Consider the following 17,413-nt stretch of genomic DNA (forward strand, 5'->3'; position numbering starts at 1 on the left):
TCCCGCATTTCGAAGGAGCAAATCATGACCCCGACATCCACTCCCGATCCCGCACCGCGGCGACGGGCGGCCATGCTGCGCCGGATCGGCGCGCTCGCCGTCGCGGCCGCCGCCGTGTTCGGCTACCAGCGCGTCGTCAGTTCCGCGGAACCGATGCGCACCGTGCCCGCGCCGACGCTCGACGAAACCCCGGGCGCGTCCCACGAGGAAGCAGCCGTGCTCGCCGGCGGCTGCTTCTGGGGCGTGCAAGGCGTGTTCGAGCACGTGAAGGGCGTGAAGCAGGTCACGGCCGGCTATGCTGGCGGCGCATCCGAAACCGCGCATTACGCGATGGTCGGCACCGGGCTGACCGGCCATGCGGAATCGGTGCGCATCGTCTACGACCCGACGCAGATCACCTACGGCCGGCTGCTGCAGGTGTTCTTCTCGGTCGCGCACGATCCGACCGAACTCGACCGTCAGGGCCCCGACGAAGGTTCGCAATACCGGTCCGCGATCTTCCCGACCACCGCGCAGCAGCGAGCGGTCGCAACCGCGTACATCGCGCAGCTCGGCACCGCACACACGTTCCCGGCGCCCGTCGTCACGCGCGTCGAGGCGTACAAGGGCTTCTATCCGGCCGAGGCGTATCACCAGAACTACCTCGAGCTGCATCCCGACGCGCCGTACATCGCGTTCAACGACCTGCCGAAGGTCGCCGGGCTGAAGCAGCGCTTCCCCGCGCTGTACCGCGCCGACGCGGTGCTGTGGCGCGACGCCCGCCAGTGACGGACCGCCGGCCGTGCGGCGGGTACGCGGCCGGCCCGCGCCACCGGCCGCGTTTGCGCTGCATCAACGAAACGCATGCCGGCCCGACCGGGCAAACCCGCAATGCATCAGCTTCGCGGGCCAACTTCGCGTAGACTTCTCCAGATCAGCTCCCCGCCGCGACCCGCGGCGCCCGGAACGCTTCAGCCCGCCAGGAGGCGTCACGCATGCGCGCAGTGCCTTTGCCTGACAGCAGTGCTCTCGAAGAACCGTCCACCGGCTCGGTCGTGCGCGACCTGCGCCGCGTGCCCATCCATCCCGATCACTGGTATCCGCTCGCGTGGTCGCGCGAGCTCAAGCGCGGCCAGACGCTCGGCGTGCGCTTCGCCGGCGATCCGATCGTGCTCGTGCGCACCGAATCCGGCGCCGTGTATGCGCTCGAAGATCGTTGCGCGCACCGCCAGGTGCCGCTGCATGCGGGCGTCGTGACCGGCGAAACGCTGCGCTGCTGCTATCACGGCTGGACCTACGCGTGCGACAGCGGCCGCTGCGTCGACGTGCCCTACCTCGGCCGCGAGCGCCTGCCCAACGGCGTGCGCGCGTATCCGTGCCGCGAAGCGCACGGTCTGGTCTTCGTGTTCCCCGGCGACGCGACGCTCGCCGACGAACGCCCGTTCCCCGCGCTCGAATCAGCGGACGACCGCGCATTCAAGACGCGCCGCTTCGGCCGCGAGGTCAAGTGCCACTACTCGTTCATGCACGAGAACCTGATGGACATGAACCATCAGTTCCTGCATCGCAAGCAGATGGGGCAGATGCGCGCGCGCAGCATCGGCCGGCGGCGCGGCGACGACTGGGTCGAGGTCGACTACACGTTCGCGCGGATGGAAGGCAAGCAGCCGGTCGGCGAGGCGCTCGTGTTCGGTTCGAGCAAGAAGCCCGGCGACCAGGCCGACAAGAGCGTGATGACGGTGCGCACCGGCTACCCGTACCAGACGCTGCAGATCCGCTCGAGCGAAGGCACGCTCGTGATGGACCTGTGGATCGTCTACGTGCCGCTCGACGCGCAGCAGCGCACCAACCGCACGTTCGGACTGCTGTCGATCCACAAGCCCGGCATTCCGTTCGCGCTCGATCTCGCGTGGCCGCTGCTCGTCTGGTTCACCGAGCGGATCTTCCGCGAGGATCGCTGGATCGTCGAGCGCGAGCAGGAAGCGCACGACCGGCAAGGCGCCGACTGGAATCACGAGGTGTTCCCGGTCATCAACGAACTGCGCGACCTGCTGCGCCAGTGCGGCGCGCGCACCGTGATCCCGATCCGCGAAGCGAACGCGGGCGACGCGCGCTGACCGCCGCGGCGCGCGCCCGCTTTCGCCCGCTTCGCGCTCGCTCAGCCGGTGCGCTCGACCGGATGCGGCTCGCGCAGCCGGTTCGCGATCCGTGCGGCCTCGTAGTAGCCGGCCGCGGGCGGGCGCTTCAGGTAGCGGCCCGCGCCGCGCACCGCACGCAGTTCGCCGTCGGCCCATGCGAGCGCGCCGCGCGTGAGCGTGTGCGTCGCGACGCCCTGCACCGTCATCCCCTCGAACACGTTGAAATCGACCTGCTGGTGATGGGTCTTCACCGAGATCGTCTTCGTCGCGGCCGGATCCCAGACGACCAGGTCCGCGTCGGCGCCGACCTGCACGGCGCCCTTGCGCGGATACAGGTTGAAGATCTGCGCGGCGTTCGTCGACGTGATCCGCACGAACTCGTTCGGCGTGATGCGGCCGTGATTCACGCCGTGATGCCACAGCACCGACATGCGGTCCTCGACGCCGCCGCAGCCGTTCGGGATCTTCGTGAAATCCTCGCGGCCCATCGCCTTCTGCGACGCGCAGAACACGCAGTGATCGGTCGCGGTCGTATGCAGCTGCCCGGCCTGCAGCCCGCGCCACAGCGCCTCGCGATGCTCGGCCGAGCGGAACGGCGGGCTCATCACGTGCGCGGCCGCACGCGTCCAGTCCGGGTCGCGATACACCGCCTCGTCGATCACCAGGTGGCCCGGCAGCACCTCGCCGAACACGCGCAGCCCCTCGCTGCGCGCGCGCGTGATCGCATCGACCGCGTCCTTTGCCGACACGTGCACGATATACACGGGCACGCCGAGCACCTGCGCGATCCGGATCGCGCGGTTCGCGGCCTCGCCCTCGACCTCGGGCGGCCGCGACAGCGGATGCGCCTCCGGCCCCGTCATCCCGCGTGCGAGCAGCGCCTGTTGCAGCCGGAACACGAGCTCGCCGTTCTCCGCGTGCACGGTCGGCAGCGCGCCGAGTTCGAGCGAACGCGAGAAGCTGTTCACGAGCACTTCATCGTCGGCCATGATCGCGTTCTTGTACGCCATGAAGTGCTTGAAGCTCGACACGCCGTGCTCGCGCACGAGCGTGCCCATGTCGCGGTGCACCGATTCGTCCCACCAGGTAACGGCCACGTGAAACCCGTAGTCGGCCGCCGCCTTCTCGGCCCAGCCGCGCCATTCGTGGAACGCGTCCATCAGCGGCTGCTTCGGGCTCGGGATCACGAAGTCGATGATGCTCGTCGTGCCGCCCGACAGCCCCGCGGCGGTGCCCGAATAGAAATCGTCGCTCGCCGTCGTGCCCATGAACGGCAGTTCCATGTGCGTATGCGGATCGATGCCGCCCGGCATCACGTACTGGTCGTGCGCGTCGACCACCGCCGCGCCGGCCGGCGCGTCGATCGTCTCCGCGATCTGCAGGATCGTGCCGCCGTCCTGCGGGTCGGCACACAGTACGTCCGCGCGATAGGTGCGGTCCGCATCGACCACGGTGCCGCCGCGAATCAGGATTGCCATGTCGTTGCCTCCTCGTTGACTGTCGGATGCCGCATGCGTTCGCGCATCACGCGCTCGCGACCTGCGCGCGCTGTGCTGCGCGCCACTTCATCCAGGTGCCGTACACGCCGGACGCCAGCACGAGGCCGACGAACCACGCATACGTGTAAAGCGTGTTGAAGAATACCGGTACGTTCGGAAACGACGCCGGGAATGCGGTGTGCAGGAAGCCCGGCAGGTTCGGCAGCACGCCGATCGCGAGCGCAACCAGTGCGGCCGGGTTCCAGCCGCGCGCATAGCTGAAGTCGCCGCGCTCGTCGAACAGTGCGTGTGTATCGAGCCGCGTGCCGCGAATCAGGAAGTAATCGACCATCATGATGCCCGCGACCGGCCCGAGCAGCGCCGAATAGCCGACGAGCCAGGTGAAGATATAGCCGTCCGTCGTCGCGAGGATCTTCCACGGCATCATCACGATCGCGATCGTCGCGGTGATCATCCCGCCGGTGCGATACGAGATCACCTTCGGCCACAGGCTCGAGAAATCATAGGCAGGGCCGACGAGGTTCGCCGCGAGGTTGCAGCACATCGTGTCGAGCGTGAGGATCACGAGCGCGATGCCGACGCCGATGCCGGTCATCCGGCTCGTCAGGTCGATCGGATCCCAGATCGCGTTGCCGTAGATCACGACGGTCGCCGACGTCACGACGACCGACACCACCGACAGCAGCGCCATCGGCAGCGGCAGCCCGATCGACTGCCCGATCACCTGGTCGCGCTGCGAATGCGCGAAGCGCGTGAAGTCGGGAATGTTCAGCGCAAGCGTTGCCCAGAAGCCGACCATCGCGGTCAGGCCTGGCCAGAACGTCGCCCAGAAGAGTCCCGCCTTCCTGCCGCCCGCGACGAACTGCGACGGCGCCGACAGCATCGAGCCGAAGCCGCCCGCCTGCGACGTCGCCCACCACACGAGCGCGATGCACATCACGACCTTGATCGGCGCCGACCAGCTCTCGAGCCAGCGGATCGAATCGGTGCCGTGCAGGATGAAGTACAGCTGCAGCGCCCAGAACGCGAGGAAGCACGCGAGCTGCCCGAACGAGATGCCGACGAGCGGCAGCGCAGCGCCGTGCAATGCGTTGCCGGTCAGGATGTTCAGCAGCGTGTAGATCGCGCTGCCGCCGAGCCAGGTCTGGATGCCGTACCAGCCGCACGCGACGATCGCGCGCAACAGCGCGGGCAGCTTCGCGCCCTGCGTGCCGAACGACGCGCGCACGAGCACCGCGTACGGAATCCCGTGCTTCGCGCCCGCATGGCCGATCAGCAGCATCGGCGCGAGCACGATCAGGTTGCCGAGCAACACCGTCAGCACGGCCTGCCACGGCGACATGCCTTCCTGGATCAGCCCGGCCGCGAGCATGTACGACGCGATGTTCATCACCATCCCGACCCACAGCGCCGCGAAGTGGTACCACTTCCATGTGCGCTGCGCCGCGGTCGTCGGCGCGAGGTCGTCGTTGTACAGGCTGCCGGCCGGCGCCACGGCGCTGTCGGGATCGGCGGGAATCGCTGCTGGTTTCATCGGAACGCGCTCCACGTAAACGTCAGCGCCGGCATCGTGCGATGCCGGCCGCCGAACAGAACAAAAGCGGCGGGGACGGCCCGTACCGCGCCGCCGGCCGCCGGTCAGGCCGCCTTCGCGTGCTTCGCGGGTTCCGCCGGGCTTGCACCCGCGTCGGCGCGCGCCGGGTTGTTCGGATGCGTGGTCCAGTTCGCGTAGTCGCCCGCGTCGACCCGCTCCATCGTGATGCATTGCTCGACCGGACACACATGCATGCAAAGATTGCACCCGACGCACTCCGCATCCACCACCTCGAAATGCCGCACGCCGTCCTTCTCGGCGGTGATCGCCTGGTGCGACGTGTCCTCGCACGCGATATGGCACAGCCCGCACTGGATGCAGCGGTCCTGGTCGATGCGCGCCTTGATGTCGTACTTCAGGTTCAGGTATTTCCAGTCAGTGACGTTCGGCACCGCGCGGCCGCGCACGTCGTCGAGCGTCGCGTAGCCCTTCTCGTCCATCCAGTTCGACAGCCCGTCGGCGAGATCCGACACGATCCGGAAGCCGTAATGCATCGCGGCGGTGCACACCTGCACGCTGCCGGCGCCGAGCACCATGAACTCGGCCGCGTCGCGCCACGACGAAATGCCACCGATGCCGGAAATCGGCAGGTTCGGCGTTTCCGGGTCACGTGCGATCTCCGCGACCATGTTCAACGCGATCGGCTTGACCGCCGGGCCGCAGTAGCCGCCGTGCGTGCCCTTGCCGTCGACGGTCGGCATCGGCGCCATCTGGTCGAGGTCCACCGCGACGATCGAGTTGATCGTGTTGATCAGCGACACGCCGTCCGCGCCGCCCTTGTAGGCGGCACGCGAGCCCGTCCGGATGTCGCTGATGTTCGGCGTGAGCTTCACGAGGCATGGCAGCTTCGACCCTTCCTTGACCCAGCGCGTGACCATCTCGACGTATTCCGGCACCTGGCCGACGGCCGCGCCCATCCCGCGCTCGCTCATCCCGTGCGGGCAGCCGAAGTTCAGCTCGACCGCATCGGCGCCCGTATCCTCGACGAGCGGCAGGATCCATTTCCAGTCGCGCTCGTTGCACGGCACCATCAGCGACACGATGAGCGCCCGGTCGGGCCAGTCGCGCTTCACCTGCGCGATCTCTCTCAGGTTCACGTCGAGCGGTCGATCGGTGATCAGCTCGATGTTGTTCAGCCCGGCGATCCGCTGGCCGTTCCATTGCACCGCGCCGTAGCGCGAGCTGACGTTGACGACGTGCGGATCGAGCCCGAGCGTCTTCCACACGACGCCGCCCCAGCCCGCCTCGAATGCGCGGTTGACGTTGTATGCCTTGTCGGTCGGCGGCGCGGACGCGAGCCAGAAGGGATTCGGCGAAGTGATGCCTGCGATGGTGCAGCGAAGGTCGGCCATGTTCGGCTCCGTGAAAATGGGGCGTTTATCGTGATCCGCGCGGCGTGCGTGACGCTCGCGATGCCGTTGCGTATGCCGCGTTCACGCGGCCTTGGCATCGCGCTGCGCGAGCGCCGCGGCGATCGCCGCGGCCGCGCGCTTGCCGTCCTGCACGGCCTGCACCGTGAGATCGATGCCGCCGGTTGCCGCGCAATCGCCGCCGGCCCACACGTCGGGCCACGCGGTGCGTCCGTCCGCATCGACCGCGATGCGCGTACCGTCCGCCGTCAGCAGCGCGGCCGCGACACCGTCCGGCACCAGCGTCTGGCCGATCGCCTTCAGCACCACGTCCGCGTCGACGGTGAAGCGCTCGCCCGACGCGGCCTCGAATTCGACGCCCGTCACGTGCCCGTCCGCGCCCGCGATGCGCACCGGCTTCGCATGCGTGACGAGCGTGACGCCGCTCTTTTGCGCGAACTCGCGTTCGGCCCAGGTCGCGCTCATCGTGTCCACGCCGCGCCGGTACACCATCGTCACGCGCACCGCGCCGAGCTTGCGGCTCTGCACGGCCGCGTCGATCGCCGTGTTGCCGCCGCCGATCACGACCACGCGCCGCCCGACCGGCACGTTCTCCAGCTCGTCGGCCTGCCGCACCTGCTCGATGAAGTCGACCGCGTTCATCACGCCTGCCAGTTGCTCGCCGTCGATCTCGAGCGTGCGCACGCCGCCCAGGCCCATCGCGAGAAACACCGCGTCGTGCCGCTCGCGCAGCGCGTCGAGCGTCACGTCGCGGCCGAGCGCGACGCCCGTCTCCAGCGCGATGCCGCCGACCGACAGCAGCCACTCGACCTCGCGCTGCGCGAAATCGTCGACGGTCTTGTAGGCAGCGATCCCGTATTCGTTCAAGCCGCCCGCCTTCGGTCGCGCATCGAACAGCGTGACGCGATGCCCGGCCACCGCGAGCCGGTGCGCGCACGCAAGCCCGGCCGGCCCTGCACCGACCACCGCGACATGCCGCCCCGTATCGGGCGCACGCGTGAAGCGCACCGCGCCGGTCGCCATCGCCCAGTCGGTCGCGTGCCGCTGCAGCGCGCCGATCGCGACCGGCTGCGCATCCTGATGATTGCGCACGCACGCGCCTTCGCACAGGATCTCGGTCGGACACACGCGTGCGCACATCCCGCCGAGCGGGTTCGCGGACAGGATATCGGTCGCCGCGCCCTTCAGGTTGCCGTTGCCGATCTTGCGGATGAAGCTCGGTATGTCGATCTGCGTCGGGCAGGCCTGCACGCACGGCGCGTCGTAGCAGTAGTGGCAGCGGCTGGCGGCGGCCGCGGCGGCAGTCGGATCGAGCAGCGGCGCGATATCGGCGAATTCGCACGAGAGTTGCGTGGACGACAGGCGATGCGCGGCGATATCGCCGGTTGGCTGGGTGGTCATACGCGTTCCTTCGACTGGGTGGAGACAAAGCCGTCCCCGCCGGCTGCGAATGCACAGTCGGGGCGGTCATGCTTTGGCGTGCCATGGTCAGGCGGTGAACCGCCTGGCGGCTGCGCTACATTCGATCCGTCATGAAACCGGCTCGCAGGCACGCGACAGCATCGCGTGCAGCAGCACGTTCGCGCCGGCCTCGATCCACGCAGGCGTCGCGTCCTCGATCTCGTTGTGGCTGATGCCGTCGACGCAGGGCACGAACACCATCGACGTCGGCGCGACCTGCGCCAGGTAGCACGCGTCGTGTCCCGCACCCGACACGATGTCGCGATGCGAATAGCCGAAGCGGTCGGCCGCGCCGCGCACGGCGGCCACGCAAGCCGGATCGAACGCGACGGGTTTGTAGTAGAAAATCTGCTCGAGTGCGGTGTCGAGCCCGATCTCGCCCGCGATGCGCGCGACGCCGTCGCGCAGCGCGGCGTCCATCTCCGCGAGCACGGCGTCGTCCGGATGCCGGAAATCGACGGTGAAGAACACGCGGCCCGGAATCACGTTGCGCGAGTTCGGGTGGACCTGCATCATCCCGACCGTCGCACAGCCGAACGGCGCGTGATTGAGGCCGATCCGGTTCACGAGATCGACGACGCGCGACGCGCCGAGCAACGCGTCGCGGCGGCGCGGCATCGGCGTCGGCCCCGCATGCGCTTCCTGGCCGGTGAACGTGATCTCGTACCAGCGCTGCCCCTGCGCATCCGTCACGACACCGATCGTCTTGCACTCCGCCTCGAGTATCGGCCCCTGCTCGATATGCAGCTCGAACGCCGCGTGCAGCTTGCGGCCGCCGCACGGCACGGCGCCCGCATAGCCGATGCGCGCCAGCTCCTCGCCGATCGTCTTGCCGTCGACGTCCTTGCGCGACAGCCCGTACTCGAGCGGAAAGACGCCCGCGAACACGCCCGACGCGACCATCGCGGGCGCGAAGCGCGAGCCTTCCTCGTTGGTCCAGATCACGACTTCGACCGGATGCTCGGTCTCGATGCCGTGATCGTTGAGACTGCGAATCACCTCGAGGCCGCCGAGCACGCCGTAGATGCCGTCGAAGCGGCCGCCCGTCGGCTGCGAATCCGCATGCGAGCCGGTGACGACCGGCGCCGCGTCGGCCACGCGGCCCGCGCGGCGCATGAACACGTTGCCCATCGTATCGACCGTCACCGTGCAACCGGCCGCCTTCGCCCAGCTAACGATCAGGTCGCGGCCGGCCTTGTCGAGATCGGTCAGCGCGAGGCGGCAGACACCGCCCTTCGGCGTGGCGCCGATCTTCGCGACCTCCATCAGGCTGTCCCACAACCGCCTGCCGTCGACCTTGATCGACGTGTCGAATGCTGCCCGCTTCACTGTTTCCGATACCGCGTCCATACGTATCGCTCCTGTGGGGTCGGTCATGTCGTCATCCCGGTCGCTGCCGGTGCACGCATTGCTGCAGTCGGGGCAAACCCGCACCCGCAAGGTGCAGATGCGCATCGTTCGCGCGATTCGTCCGATCGATCGGCGGAGTACCGGCACCGCGCTCCGCCGCTCGTTGAATCCTGTCCGATTGGACAGGTTTTAGACGATCAAAATGCGCAGCGCAATGTCTTTCTTGCGTGACTCGGTCGAGCGAGAAACGTGCCACCGCATCGCAGCATCTCGCATGCGCGGATGTGCGCACGCACGTGCGCTCGACGCGAACCAGCGGCTAGAATGAAGCCCAACGCGGCATGCATGCCGCGCGAGGGCAACGATGAGACATGACGAAGCGGCCGCCGAAGCCGGCGGCCACGACGAAACGGGCACGCCTTTGCGGCGACGCAAGGCGCACATCCGCGAGTCCAACGAGGCGCATCTGCTGGCCTGTGCGGAAGCCGTGTTCGCGGAGCGCGGGCTCGACGGCGCGAGCACCGCGATGATCGCCGAACGTGCGGGCCTGCCGAAAGCGAACCTGCATTACTACTTCCCGACGAAGCTTGCGCTGTACCGCCGTGTGCTCGACGACCTGTTCGAAGACTGGCACCGCGCGGCCGGATCGTTCGAGGCCGGCGACGATCCGGTCGAAGCGATCGGCAGCTACGTGCGCGCGAAAATGGATCTGTCGCGACGGCGCCCGCTCGGCTCGAAAGTGTGGGCCAACGAGATCATCCACGGCGCCACGCACATGCAGGACATCCTGTCGGAACGCGTGAAGCCGTGGTTCGACACACGCGTGAAGGTGATCGAAGGCTGGATCGCGCGCGGACTGCTCGCACCGATCGATGCGCATGCATTGATGTACCTGATCTGGGCGACCACGCAGCACTATGCGGATTTCGACGCGCAGATCCGCGCGCTGAGCGGCAAGCGTGCGTTCACGCAGAAGGCCTTCGCCGAGAAGACCGAGCAGGTCGTGCAGCTCGTGATCCGCGCATGCGGTGCGGTGTCGCCGAACGCGAACGTATAGCGCGTAGCGCGATCGCGCATTCCCGGGAAAGCAAAACGGGCGACGGGCACGATGCCCGTCGCCCGCGTCGCGAGACGGCGTACGTGCCGTCCCGTGCGTGATGCGCGAATGCGTTCGCGTTACGCGACGCGCTCGATCGCGATCGCCGTCGCCTCGCCGCCGCCGATGCACAGCGATGCGATGCCGCGCTTCAGCCCATACGCCTCGAGCGCGGCCAGCAGCGTCACCATCACGCGCGCGCCCGACGCGCCGATCGGATGGCCGAGCGCACACGCGCCGCCGTGCACGTTGACCTTGTCGTGCGGCAGGTCGAGATCGCGCATCGCGGCCATCGCGACGACCGCGAAGGCTTCGTTGATCTCGAACAGGTCGACGTCGCGCAGGTTCCAGCCGGTTTTCTCCGACAGCTTGCGGATCGCGCCGATCGGTGCCGTCGCGAACAGGCCCGGCTTGTTCGCGTAGCTCGCGTGCCCGATGATCACGGCCTTCGGCGCGAGGCCGAGCCGCTCCGCTTCCGAGCGCCGCATCATCACGAGCGCGGCCGCGCCGTCGGAGATCGACGACGAATTGGCCGCCGTCACCGTGCCGCCTTCGCGGAATGCCGGCTTGAGCGTCGGAATCTTGTCGAGCTTCGCGTTGCCCGGTTGCTCGTCGATCGACACGACGGCTTCCGTCTTGCCGGCCTTCACGGTCACCGGCGCGATCTCCGACGTGAAGCGCCCGTCCGCGATCGCGCGTTGCGCACGCGTCAGCGATGCGATCGCGAACGCGTCCTGTTCCTCGCGCGTGAATTGATAGGCCTGCGCGCAGTCCTCCGCGAACGTGCCCATCAGCCGGCCCTTGTCGTATGCATCCTCGAGCCCGTCGAGGAACATGTGGTCGAGCACCTGGCCGTGACCCATGCGCATCCCCGCGCGCGCCTTCGGCAGCAGGTACGGCGCATTCGTCATGCTCTCCATCCCGCCCGCGACGGCCACGTCCGCCGACCCGGCCAGCAGCAGATCGTGCGCGAACATCGCGGCCTTCATCCCGGAGCCGCACATCTTGTTGACCGTGGTCGCACCCGCGCCCAGCGGCAATCCGGCCTTCAACGCGGCCTGCCGCGCCGGTGCCTGCCCCTGGCCGGCCGGCAGCACGCAGCCGAACACGATTTCATCGATGCGCTCGGCGGGCACGTTCGCACGCTCGAGCGCCGCGCGGATCGCCACCGCGCCGAGCTCGCTCGCGCTGGCCGCGGCCAGGTCGCCCTGAAAACCACCCATCGGCGTGCGCGCCGCGCCGACGATTACGATCGGATCCTGTGTCGTCATGATCGAGTTCCTCCAGTTCCAGTGTCAGCGCGGTGCCATGCGCAGCGCGCCATCGAGACGAATGACTTCGCCGTTCAGCATCGTATTCTCGGCAATGTGGCGCACCAGCGCCGCGAATTCATCGGGGCGGCCGAGCCGCGGCGGGAACGGCACGCTCTTGCCGAGCGCGTCCTGCACGTCCTGCGGCATGCCGGCCATCATCGGCGTCGCGAAGATGCCCGGCGCGATCGTCACCACGCGAATGCCGAACCGCGCGAGTTCGCGCGCGATCGGCAGCGTCATGCCCACCACGCCGCTCTTCGATGCCGCATAGGCCGCCTGCCCGATCTGTCCGTCGAACGCCGCCACCGACGCGGTGTTGACGATCACGCCGCGCTCGCCTTCCGCGTTGGCGTCCTGCTTCGACATCGCGTCGGCCGCCAGCCGGATCATGTTGAACGTGCCTACCAGGTTGATCGACACCGCGCGCGCGAAGCGATCGAGCGAATGCGGGCCTTCGCGGCCGACGACCTTCTCGCCCGGCGCGACGCCCGCGCAGTTCACGAGCGCATCGATGCGGCCGAACGCGTCGCGCGCGGCGGCAACGGCCGCCTGACCGTCGGCTTCGCTCGTCACGTCGGTCTTCACGAAGCGTGCGGACGTGCCGAGTTCATGCGCGAGGCTCACGCCGGCGTTTTCATTGACGTCCAGCAGCATGGCGTTGCCGCCTTCGGCGACCACCATGCGCGCCACCGCCGCGCCGAGGCCCGAACCGGCGCCCGTAATCAGAAAAACGCGATCCTTGATATTCATTCGCACTCCGTATTCGGTATTCAGGATTGAGCGGTCTTGTCGGCTTCCATCTTGCGCAGCACGAAGCGCTGGATCTTGCCGCTCGGGGTTTTCGGCAGCGCGTCGACGAAGTCGATCGCGCGGGGATAGGCGTGGGCCGACAGTCGCCGCTTCACGTGCTGGCTCAGTTCGTCGGCCAGCGCCGGCGTGCCCTCAAAACCTTTCGACAGCACGACGAACGCCTTGACGATCTCCGTGCGCTCCGGGTCCGGCACGCCGATCACCGCGGCCTCGCTCACGGCCGGATGCTCGATCAGCGCGCTTTCCACGTCGAACGGGCCGATCCGGTAGCCGGACGACGTGATCACGTCGTCCGCGCGGCCGATGAAGCTCACGGTGCCGTCCGGCTCGAGCTCGACGTTGTCGCCGGTCCGGTAGTAGCCGCCCGCGATCGCCGGCGTGTCCTGCTGCCAGTACCCGTGGAACCACAGCAGCGGCGAGCGCGCGATGTCGATCGCGAGGTTGCCGGGCTCGCCCGGGCCGAGTTCGCGACCGGCTTCGTCGAGCACCGCGACGCGGTAGCCGGGCATCGCGAAACCGGCCGAACCGGCATGAACGACGTGCGTGAGTCCGTGATGGTTGTTCACGACCATCCCGAGTTCCGTCTGCCCGTAGTGATCGTGGATCGGCGCGCCGAGCGCTGCGTGAAACCAGCGCACGACTTCCGGATTCAGCGGTTCGCCCGCGCTGCTGACGACCCGCAACTGCCCCTTCAGCCGCGCCGCCGCTTCGGTGCCGGCCGCCATCAGCATCCGGTACGCGGTCGGCGAACCGGCGAGGCTCGTGATGCCGAACCGTTCGATCACGTCGTAGGTGCTGTCGACCGTGAAGCCGCCCTCGTACAGCGTCGTTGCATGGCCGAGCAGCAGCGGGCCCGTGATCGCGTAATAGAGACCGTATGCCCAGCCCGGATCGGCGATGTTCCAGAAGCGGTCGCCGTCGCGCAGGTCCACCGCGTCGCGCATGTATGCGCCGAACGCGAGCAGTGCGCGCAGCGGCACCGGCACCCCCTTCGGCAAGCCCGTCGTGCCCGACGTCGACATCATCATGAACAGGTCGGTGCCCTTGCGCGGCACCGCCTCGAAGGTGTCGGACTGCGCGTCGAGCGCCGCGCGGAAATCGACGTCGCGGGCCGGCAGCGCGTCGCCCGGCTCGCGCACCGTCGCGACCCGCGGGCAATCCGCGATCTCGTCGAGCTTCGCGCGATTCGCGATGTTGGTGACGACCAGCCGCGCATCGCTCATGCGCAGCCGGTGCTCGATCGCCTTCGGTCCGAACGCGGTGAAAAGCGGCTGATAGACGGCGCCCGCGCGCCACGTGCCGAGGATCGTCGCGACGAGTTCGGGCGTGCGCGGCAGCAGGCCGGCCACCACGTCGCCCGGCTTCACGCCCTGCTCGACCAGCAGGTTCGCGACACGCGCCGACAGCGCCTGCATCTGCGCGAACGTAAAGCTGCGGTGCCGTCCGCCGGCGTCGATCCAGTCGAGCGCGATCGCGTTCTCGTCCGCCGCCGCATGCCGGTCGCAGCATTCGACGCAGGCGTTCAGGCCCTGCTCCAGGTCGCCGTGCAGACAGGCAGCGGCGGTCTCGATACGGAAGCCGGCCACGGCGTCGGCGTAGGCCGGCACCACCCGGGCAGTTGCTCCATCACGCATGCGTGTCTCCTGTTCGTTATGACCGCCGGCGAACCGGGGGTATATCGATGATGGTAGACAGCCGTCACATTGCAATCAATGACAAACAGAATCTAGAATCGTGATCGCTTTTGCCATATCTGGGGGGCATGAAAAATGGGGCCGCAGATGATCTCGCCGGATTTCGTCGAGGATGCGCTCGAGAGCCTGCGCCGGCAGCGGATTCCGGCCGGGCCCGTGCTGCGCGCCGCCGGCCTGTCGGCCGCCGTGCGCGAGCCCGTCACGCCGCAACAGTACGGCCGGCTGTGGCTGGCGATCGCCAGCGCGATCGACGACGAATTTTTCGGGCTCGCGGCCCGCCCGATGCGGCGCGGCAGCTTCACGCTGCTGTGCCACGCCGTGCTGCACGCGGGCACGCTCGAGAAGGCGCTGCGGCGCGCGCTGCAGTTCCTGCGCGTGGTGCTTGACGAACCGCACGGCGAGCTCGTGGTCGCCGACGGCCAGGCGCAGATCGTCCTCGCGCCGTCCGGCGCGCCCTATTCGGCATTCGCTTACCGGACCTTCTGGCTGATCCTGCTCGGCGTCGCCTGCTGGCTGATCGGCCGGCGCATTCCGCTGCAGCGCATCGATTTCGCGTGCCCGAGCCCCGATCAGCGCAGCGACTACCACCAGTTCTTCGGGGTACCGGTACATTTCGACCGCCCCGACAGCCGGCTCGCATTCAACGCCGCGTATCTCGCGCTGCCGACGATCCGCTCCGCGCAGGCGCTGAAGACCTTCCTGCGCGGCGCGCCCGGCAACCTGCTGGTCCGCTACCGGCACGACACCGGCTGGGTCGCAAAAACGCGCGCCCACCTGAAAGCGCAGCCGGCCGCCGAGTGGCCGGACTTCGACACGCTGGCCGTGCGCCTCGGCACCACGCCCGCGACGCTGCGGCGACGCTTGCGCAGCGAGGGACAGAGCTTCGCGTCGATCAAGGACGAACTGCGCGGCGCGCTGGCCCAGTCGCTGCTGCGCGGACACACGCTCAGCGTCGCGGAGATCGCGGCGGAACTCGGCTTCACCGAGCCCAGTGCGTTTCATCGCGCGTTCCGGAAATGGACGGGCACGAGCCCGGGCGCGTTTCGGCGCGACGTCAATGCGGCGCAGCCGGAGCATTGATGCGCGACGCGGCCCGGGCACGCTGCGGGATCAGCACGACATGCCGTCGATGCTGGCGGCCACACCCTGCAGCGGACGCGAAAACGGCTTGCAGCCCTCGTCGTGGGCGAGCGACGTCGACGACAGCCCGACGATCCACGGGATGTCGGCCCCGCCAAGCCGGCTCGCCGGCTTCCCGGTATAGCGCTCGGTCGCCATGAACGGCGCCTGCGCGACGATGCCGATGAAATACGACTTGACCGCGATCGCATTGAAGTGCTGGTAGATGCCGCCGTCCTGCCGGAAGAACGAATCGACGTCGTATTCGCCGTGACACGCGAGGAAGTCGTCGACCAGGTTGGTCGCCGTCCACGGCACGAGCACGCACAACAGCAGCAGGATGAAGTTCGTCTAGCCGGTTTGTGTTCGATCGCTTCAGTGCCCGACCGCGACTCACTGCGCGGCTATCGATACTCGTCACCGGCACAACGTTGCGCATGGGCCGATCCGATCACATACTGATCGGCTCGTGCGAACCGGACCGCTGCGATGGTGACTGTCGATCAGGGTGCCGCTTCAGTGCTGGGGATCGTCGGATCTGCCGTGTCCCTGCTGGCAGCGATTCCGTACGCGCTCGCGATTTACCAGCGCACCGTTCGTCCGCATATGTTCACCTGGCTCATCTGGTCGATCGTCACGGCGATCGCGGCCGCCGGCCAGTTCGTTGCGAGCGCCGGACCGTCCGCGTGGTGCACGGCGGCGATTGCGCTCACGTGCTTCCTGACTTTCGTCGCGAGCCTGTTTCGAGGCGAATGCGGCTGGACCCGCATCGACTGGTTTTTCCTGTGCGCGGCGCTATCGGCGATTCCGCTCTGGATGCTGACCGACGACCCGACGATGTCGATCTGTCTGGTCACGCTGATCGAGCTTGCCGGCCTCGGCCCGACCGTGCGCAAGACGCTCCGCGATCCGTGGAGCGAGAGCCTTGCGTATTTCGCGTTGTGCGTGCTCAAGTACGCGCTGGCGCTGCTGGCGTTGAGCACGTGGAATGTCGCGGTCGCGTTCTATCCTTCGGTCAACATCCTCGCGTCGATCGGCATCTGCTTGCTGATGATGGTGCGGCGTCAGGCGCTGTCGAGACCGGAGTAGCCTCTGTCGCGTAGCTGCGGCGCCCGAATGTGCCAGCCGCCGCCCGCTTGCCGATCATGCGCGGAATCCCGATCCTTCGAACCGATGCGAGGCCCCGATATGAATGCAGTTCGTGCAGTCATCGAACCCTATGAAGCCGCACTTCGAGCAGCGATGCTGGCCAACGACGTCGACGCGCTCGACGCGTTGCTGGATGACGATCTGATCTTCACCATTCCAAGCGGACAGGTGATTTCGAAGCACGATGATCTGTCCGCGCATCGTGCGAAGCTGCTGCGTCTGGAAGCGCTCGATCGCCAGGAGACGCAGGCGAATGCGATAAGCGAGATGATCCTCACCACGACCAAGGCAGTGCTTGCCGGTCATTTCGGCGGCGTCGCGTTCAACGGTACATTCGCCTATACGCGCCTGTGGCGCCGATCAGGGAGCACCTGGCGTGTCGTTGCCGGACATGCATCGCAGATCGGTTGAGTCCGCGACGGCCACGCCCCCCGCCTCGCGGCCATCGCGCGTTTCCGGCGCCACAAATGCAAAAACCCCCGCCTTTCGGGCGGGGGTTTCTGGCTTAGGGAGCCTGACGATTACCTACTTTCACACGGGAATCCGCACTATCATCGGCGTGGAGTCGTTTCACGGTCCTGTTCGGGATGGGAAGGGGTGGGACCGACTCGCTATGGTCATCAGGCAAAGAGGGTTGTCGCGCTGCTTCGCAACGCGACCAATCTTGGAAGAAGCAGTAATTTAGGTTGTGTGTATCACACACGAGAATCCAACTTGTCGCCTCGATCTCGCTCAGTGCTTGCGCACGGCGCCGATCTACAAGGCAGACTTGTTATAGGATCAAGCCTTACGGGCAATTAGTATCAGTTAGCTGAACGCATTACTGCGCTTACACACCTGA

Annotated in this window: 15 protein-coding genes and 1 rRNA gene; 6 read left to right on the forward strand and 10 right to left on the reverse strand. The window is 67.8% G+C overall.

The window, feature by feature from the left end:
- The first annotated feature begins 24 nt into the window (after positions 1-24).
- Together msrA and DIE21_RS14870 are read left to right on the forward strand one after the other, a co-directional pair.
- A complete protein-coding gene (gene msrA, locus DIE21_RS14865) occupies positions 25-768 on the forward strand; it encodes a peptide-methionine (S)-S-oxide reductase MsrA (RefSeq protein ID WP_124498402.1) in 744 nt (247 codons plus the stop codon).
- 206 nt (positions 769-974) lie between these two features.
- Positions 975-2,096, forward strand: coding sequence for an aromatic ring-hydroxylating dioxygenase subunit alpha (locus DIE21_RS14870; RefSeq protein ID WP_124498403.1), 1,122 nt, complete (start codon positions 975-977; stop codon positions 2,094-2,096).
- Between the two features lie 41 nt (positions 2,097-2,137).
- On the opposite strand, the gene hydA is transcribed toward DIE21_RS14870, so the two are convergent.
- The 5 genes from hydA to DIE21_RS14895 form a co-directional block, all read right to left on the reverse strand.
- Positions 2,138-3,595: a dihydropyrimidinase gene (gene hydA, locus DIE21_RS14875; RefSeq protein WP_124498404.1), complete on the reverse strand. Its 1,458-nt coding sequence runs from the start codon at positions 3,593-3,595 to the stop codon at positions 2,138-2,140.
- A 46-nt stretch (positions 3,596-3,641) separates the two neighbouring features.
- Entirely contained in the window at positions 3,642-5,150 is a 1,509-nt protein-coding gene (locus DIE21_RS14880; protein WP_124498405.1) for an NCS1 family nucleobase:cation symporter-1, read from the reverse strand.
- A gap of 104 nt (positions 5,151-5,254) precedes the next feature.
- Positions 5,255-6,562 carry an NAD-dependent dihydropyrimidine dehydrogenase subunit PreA gene (preA, locus tag DIE21_RS14885; protein WP_124498406.1) on the reverse strand — a complete coding sequence of 436 codons (1,308 nt, stop codon included), beginning with the start codon at positions 6,560-6,562 and terminating at the stop codon, positions 5,255-5,257.
- 81 nt (positions 6,563-6,643) lie between these two features.
- Complete coding sequence (locus DIE21_RS14890) at positions 6,644-7,981, reverse strand: NAD(P)-dependent oxidoreductase (RefSeq protein WP_124498407.1); 1,338 nt, start codon at positions 7,979-7,981, stop codon at positions 6,644-6,646.
- Between the two features lie 129 nt (positions 7,982-8,110).
- The gene (locus tag DIE21_RS14895; protein WP_124498408.1) at positions 8,111-9,391 is read right to left on the reverse strand and encodes a Zn-dependent hydrolase; all 1,281 of its coding nucleotides are present in this window, start codon (positions 9,389-9,391) and stop codon (positions 8,111-8,113) included.
- 364 nt (positions 9,392-9,755) lie between these two features.
- On the opposite strand from DIE21_RS14895, the gene DIE21_RS14905 reads away from it, so the two are divergent.
- Entirely contained in the window at positions 9,756-10,448 is a 693-nt protein-coding gene (locus tag DIE21_RS14905; protein ID WP_124498409.1) for a TetR/AcrR family transcriptional regulator, read from the forward strand.
- Between the two features lie 119 nt (positions 10,449-10,567).
- Here the strand turns inward: DIE21_RS14905 and DIE21_RS14910 are convergent, their stop codons facing one another.
- From DIE21_RS14910 to DIE21_RS14920, 3 genes are read right to left on the reverse strand one after another with little or no spacing between them, the layout of a single operon-like run.
- Positions 10,568-11,758, reverse strand: a complete 1,191-nt coding sequence (locus tag DIE21_RS14910; protein WP_124498410.1) for an acetyl-CoA C-acetyltransferase — start codon at positions 11,756-11,758, stop codon at positions 10,568-10,570.
- Between the two features lie 24 nt (positions 11,759-11,782).
- Positions 11,783-12,550 (reverse strand): 3-hydroxyacyl-CoA dehydrogenase, encoded by a 768-nt coding sequence (locus DIE21_RS14915; protein ID WP_124498411.1) that lies wholly within the window; start codon positions 12,548-12,550, stop codon positions 11,783-11,785.
- Between the two features lie 20 nt (positions 12,551-12,570).
- The gene (locus DIE21_RS14920) at positions 12,571-14,244 is read right to left on the reverse strand and encodes an acyl-CoA synthetase (protein ID WP_124498412.1); all 1,674 of its coding nucleotides are present in this window, start codon (positions 14,242-14,244) and stop codon (positions 12,571-12,573) included.
- 135 nt (positions 14,245-14,379) lie between these two features.
- Between DIE21_RS14920 and DIE21_RS14930 the strand changes: the two genes are divergently transcribed.
- On the forward strand, positions 14,380-15,384 hold the full coding sequence (locus DIE21_RS14930; protein WP_124498413.1) for an AraC family transcriptional regulator: 1,005 nt from the start codon (positions 14,380-14,382) through the stop codon (positions 15,382-15,384).
- A gap of 30 nt (positions 15,385-15,414) precedes the next feature.
- Here the strand turns inward: DIE21_RS14930 and DIE21_RS14935 are convergent, their stop codons facing one another.
- Positions 15,415-15,765 (reverse strand): cytosine permease, encoded by a 351-nt coding sequence (locus DIE21_RS14935; protein WP_124498414.1) that lies wholly within the window; start codon positions 15,763-15,765, stop codon positions 15,415-15,417.
- A gap of 147 nt (positions 15,766-15,912) precedes the next feature.
- Here DIE21_RS14935 and DIE21_RS14940 point away from each other — a divergent pair, with 147 nt between their 5' ends.
- A complete protein-coding gene (locus DIE21_RS14940; RefSeq protein ID WP_124498415.1) occupies positions 15,913-16,512 on the forward strand; it encodes a hypothetical protein in 600 nt (199 codons plus the stop codon).
- 99 nt (positions 16,513-16,611) lie between these two features.
- Positions 16,612-16,983: a nuclear transport factor 2 family protein gene (locus DIE21_RS14945; protein ID WP_124498416.1), complete on the forward strand. Its 372-nt coding sequence runs from the start codon at positions 16,612-16,614 to the stop codon at positions 16,981-16,983.
- A gap of 101 nt (positions 16,984-17,084) precedes the next feature.
- Here the strand turns inward: DIE21_RS14945 and rrf are convergent.
- Positions 17,085-17,197 (reverse strand): 5S ribosomal RNA (gene rrf, locus DIE21_RS14950).
- Positions 17,198-17,413 lie beyond the last annotated feature (216 nt).

Source organism: Burkholderia sp. Bp9140 (assembly GCF_003853425.1).
GTDB lineage: Bacteria > Pseudomonadota > Gammaproteobacteria > Burkholderiales > Burkholderiaceae > Burkholderia.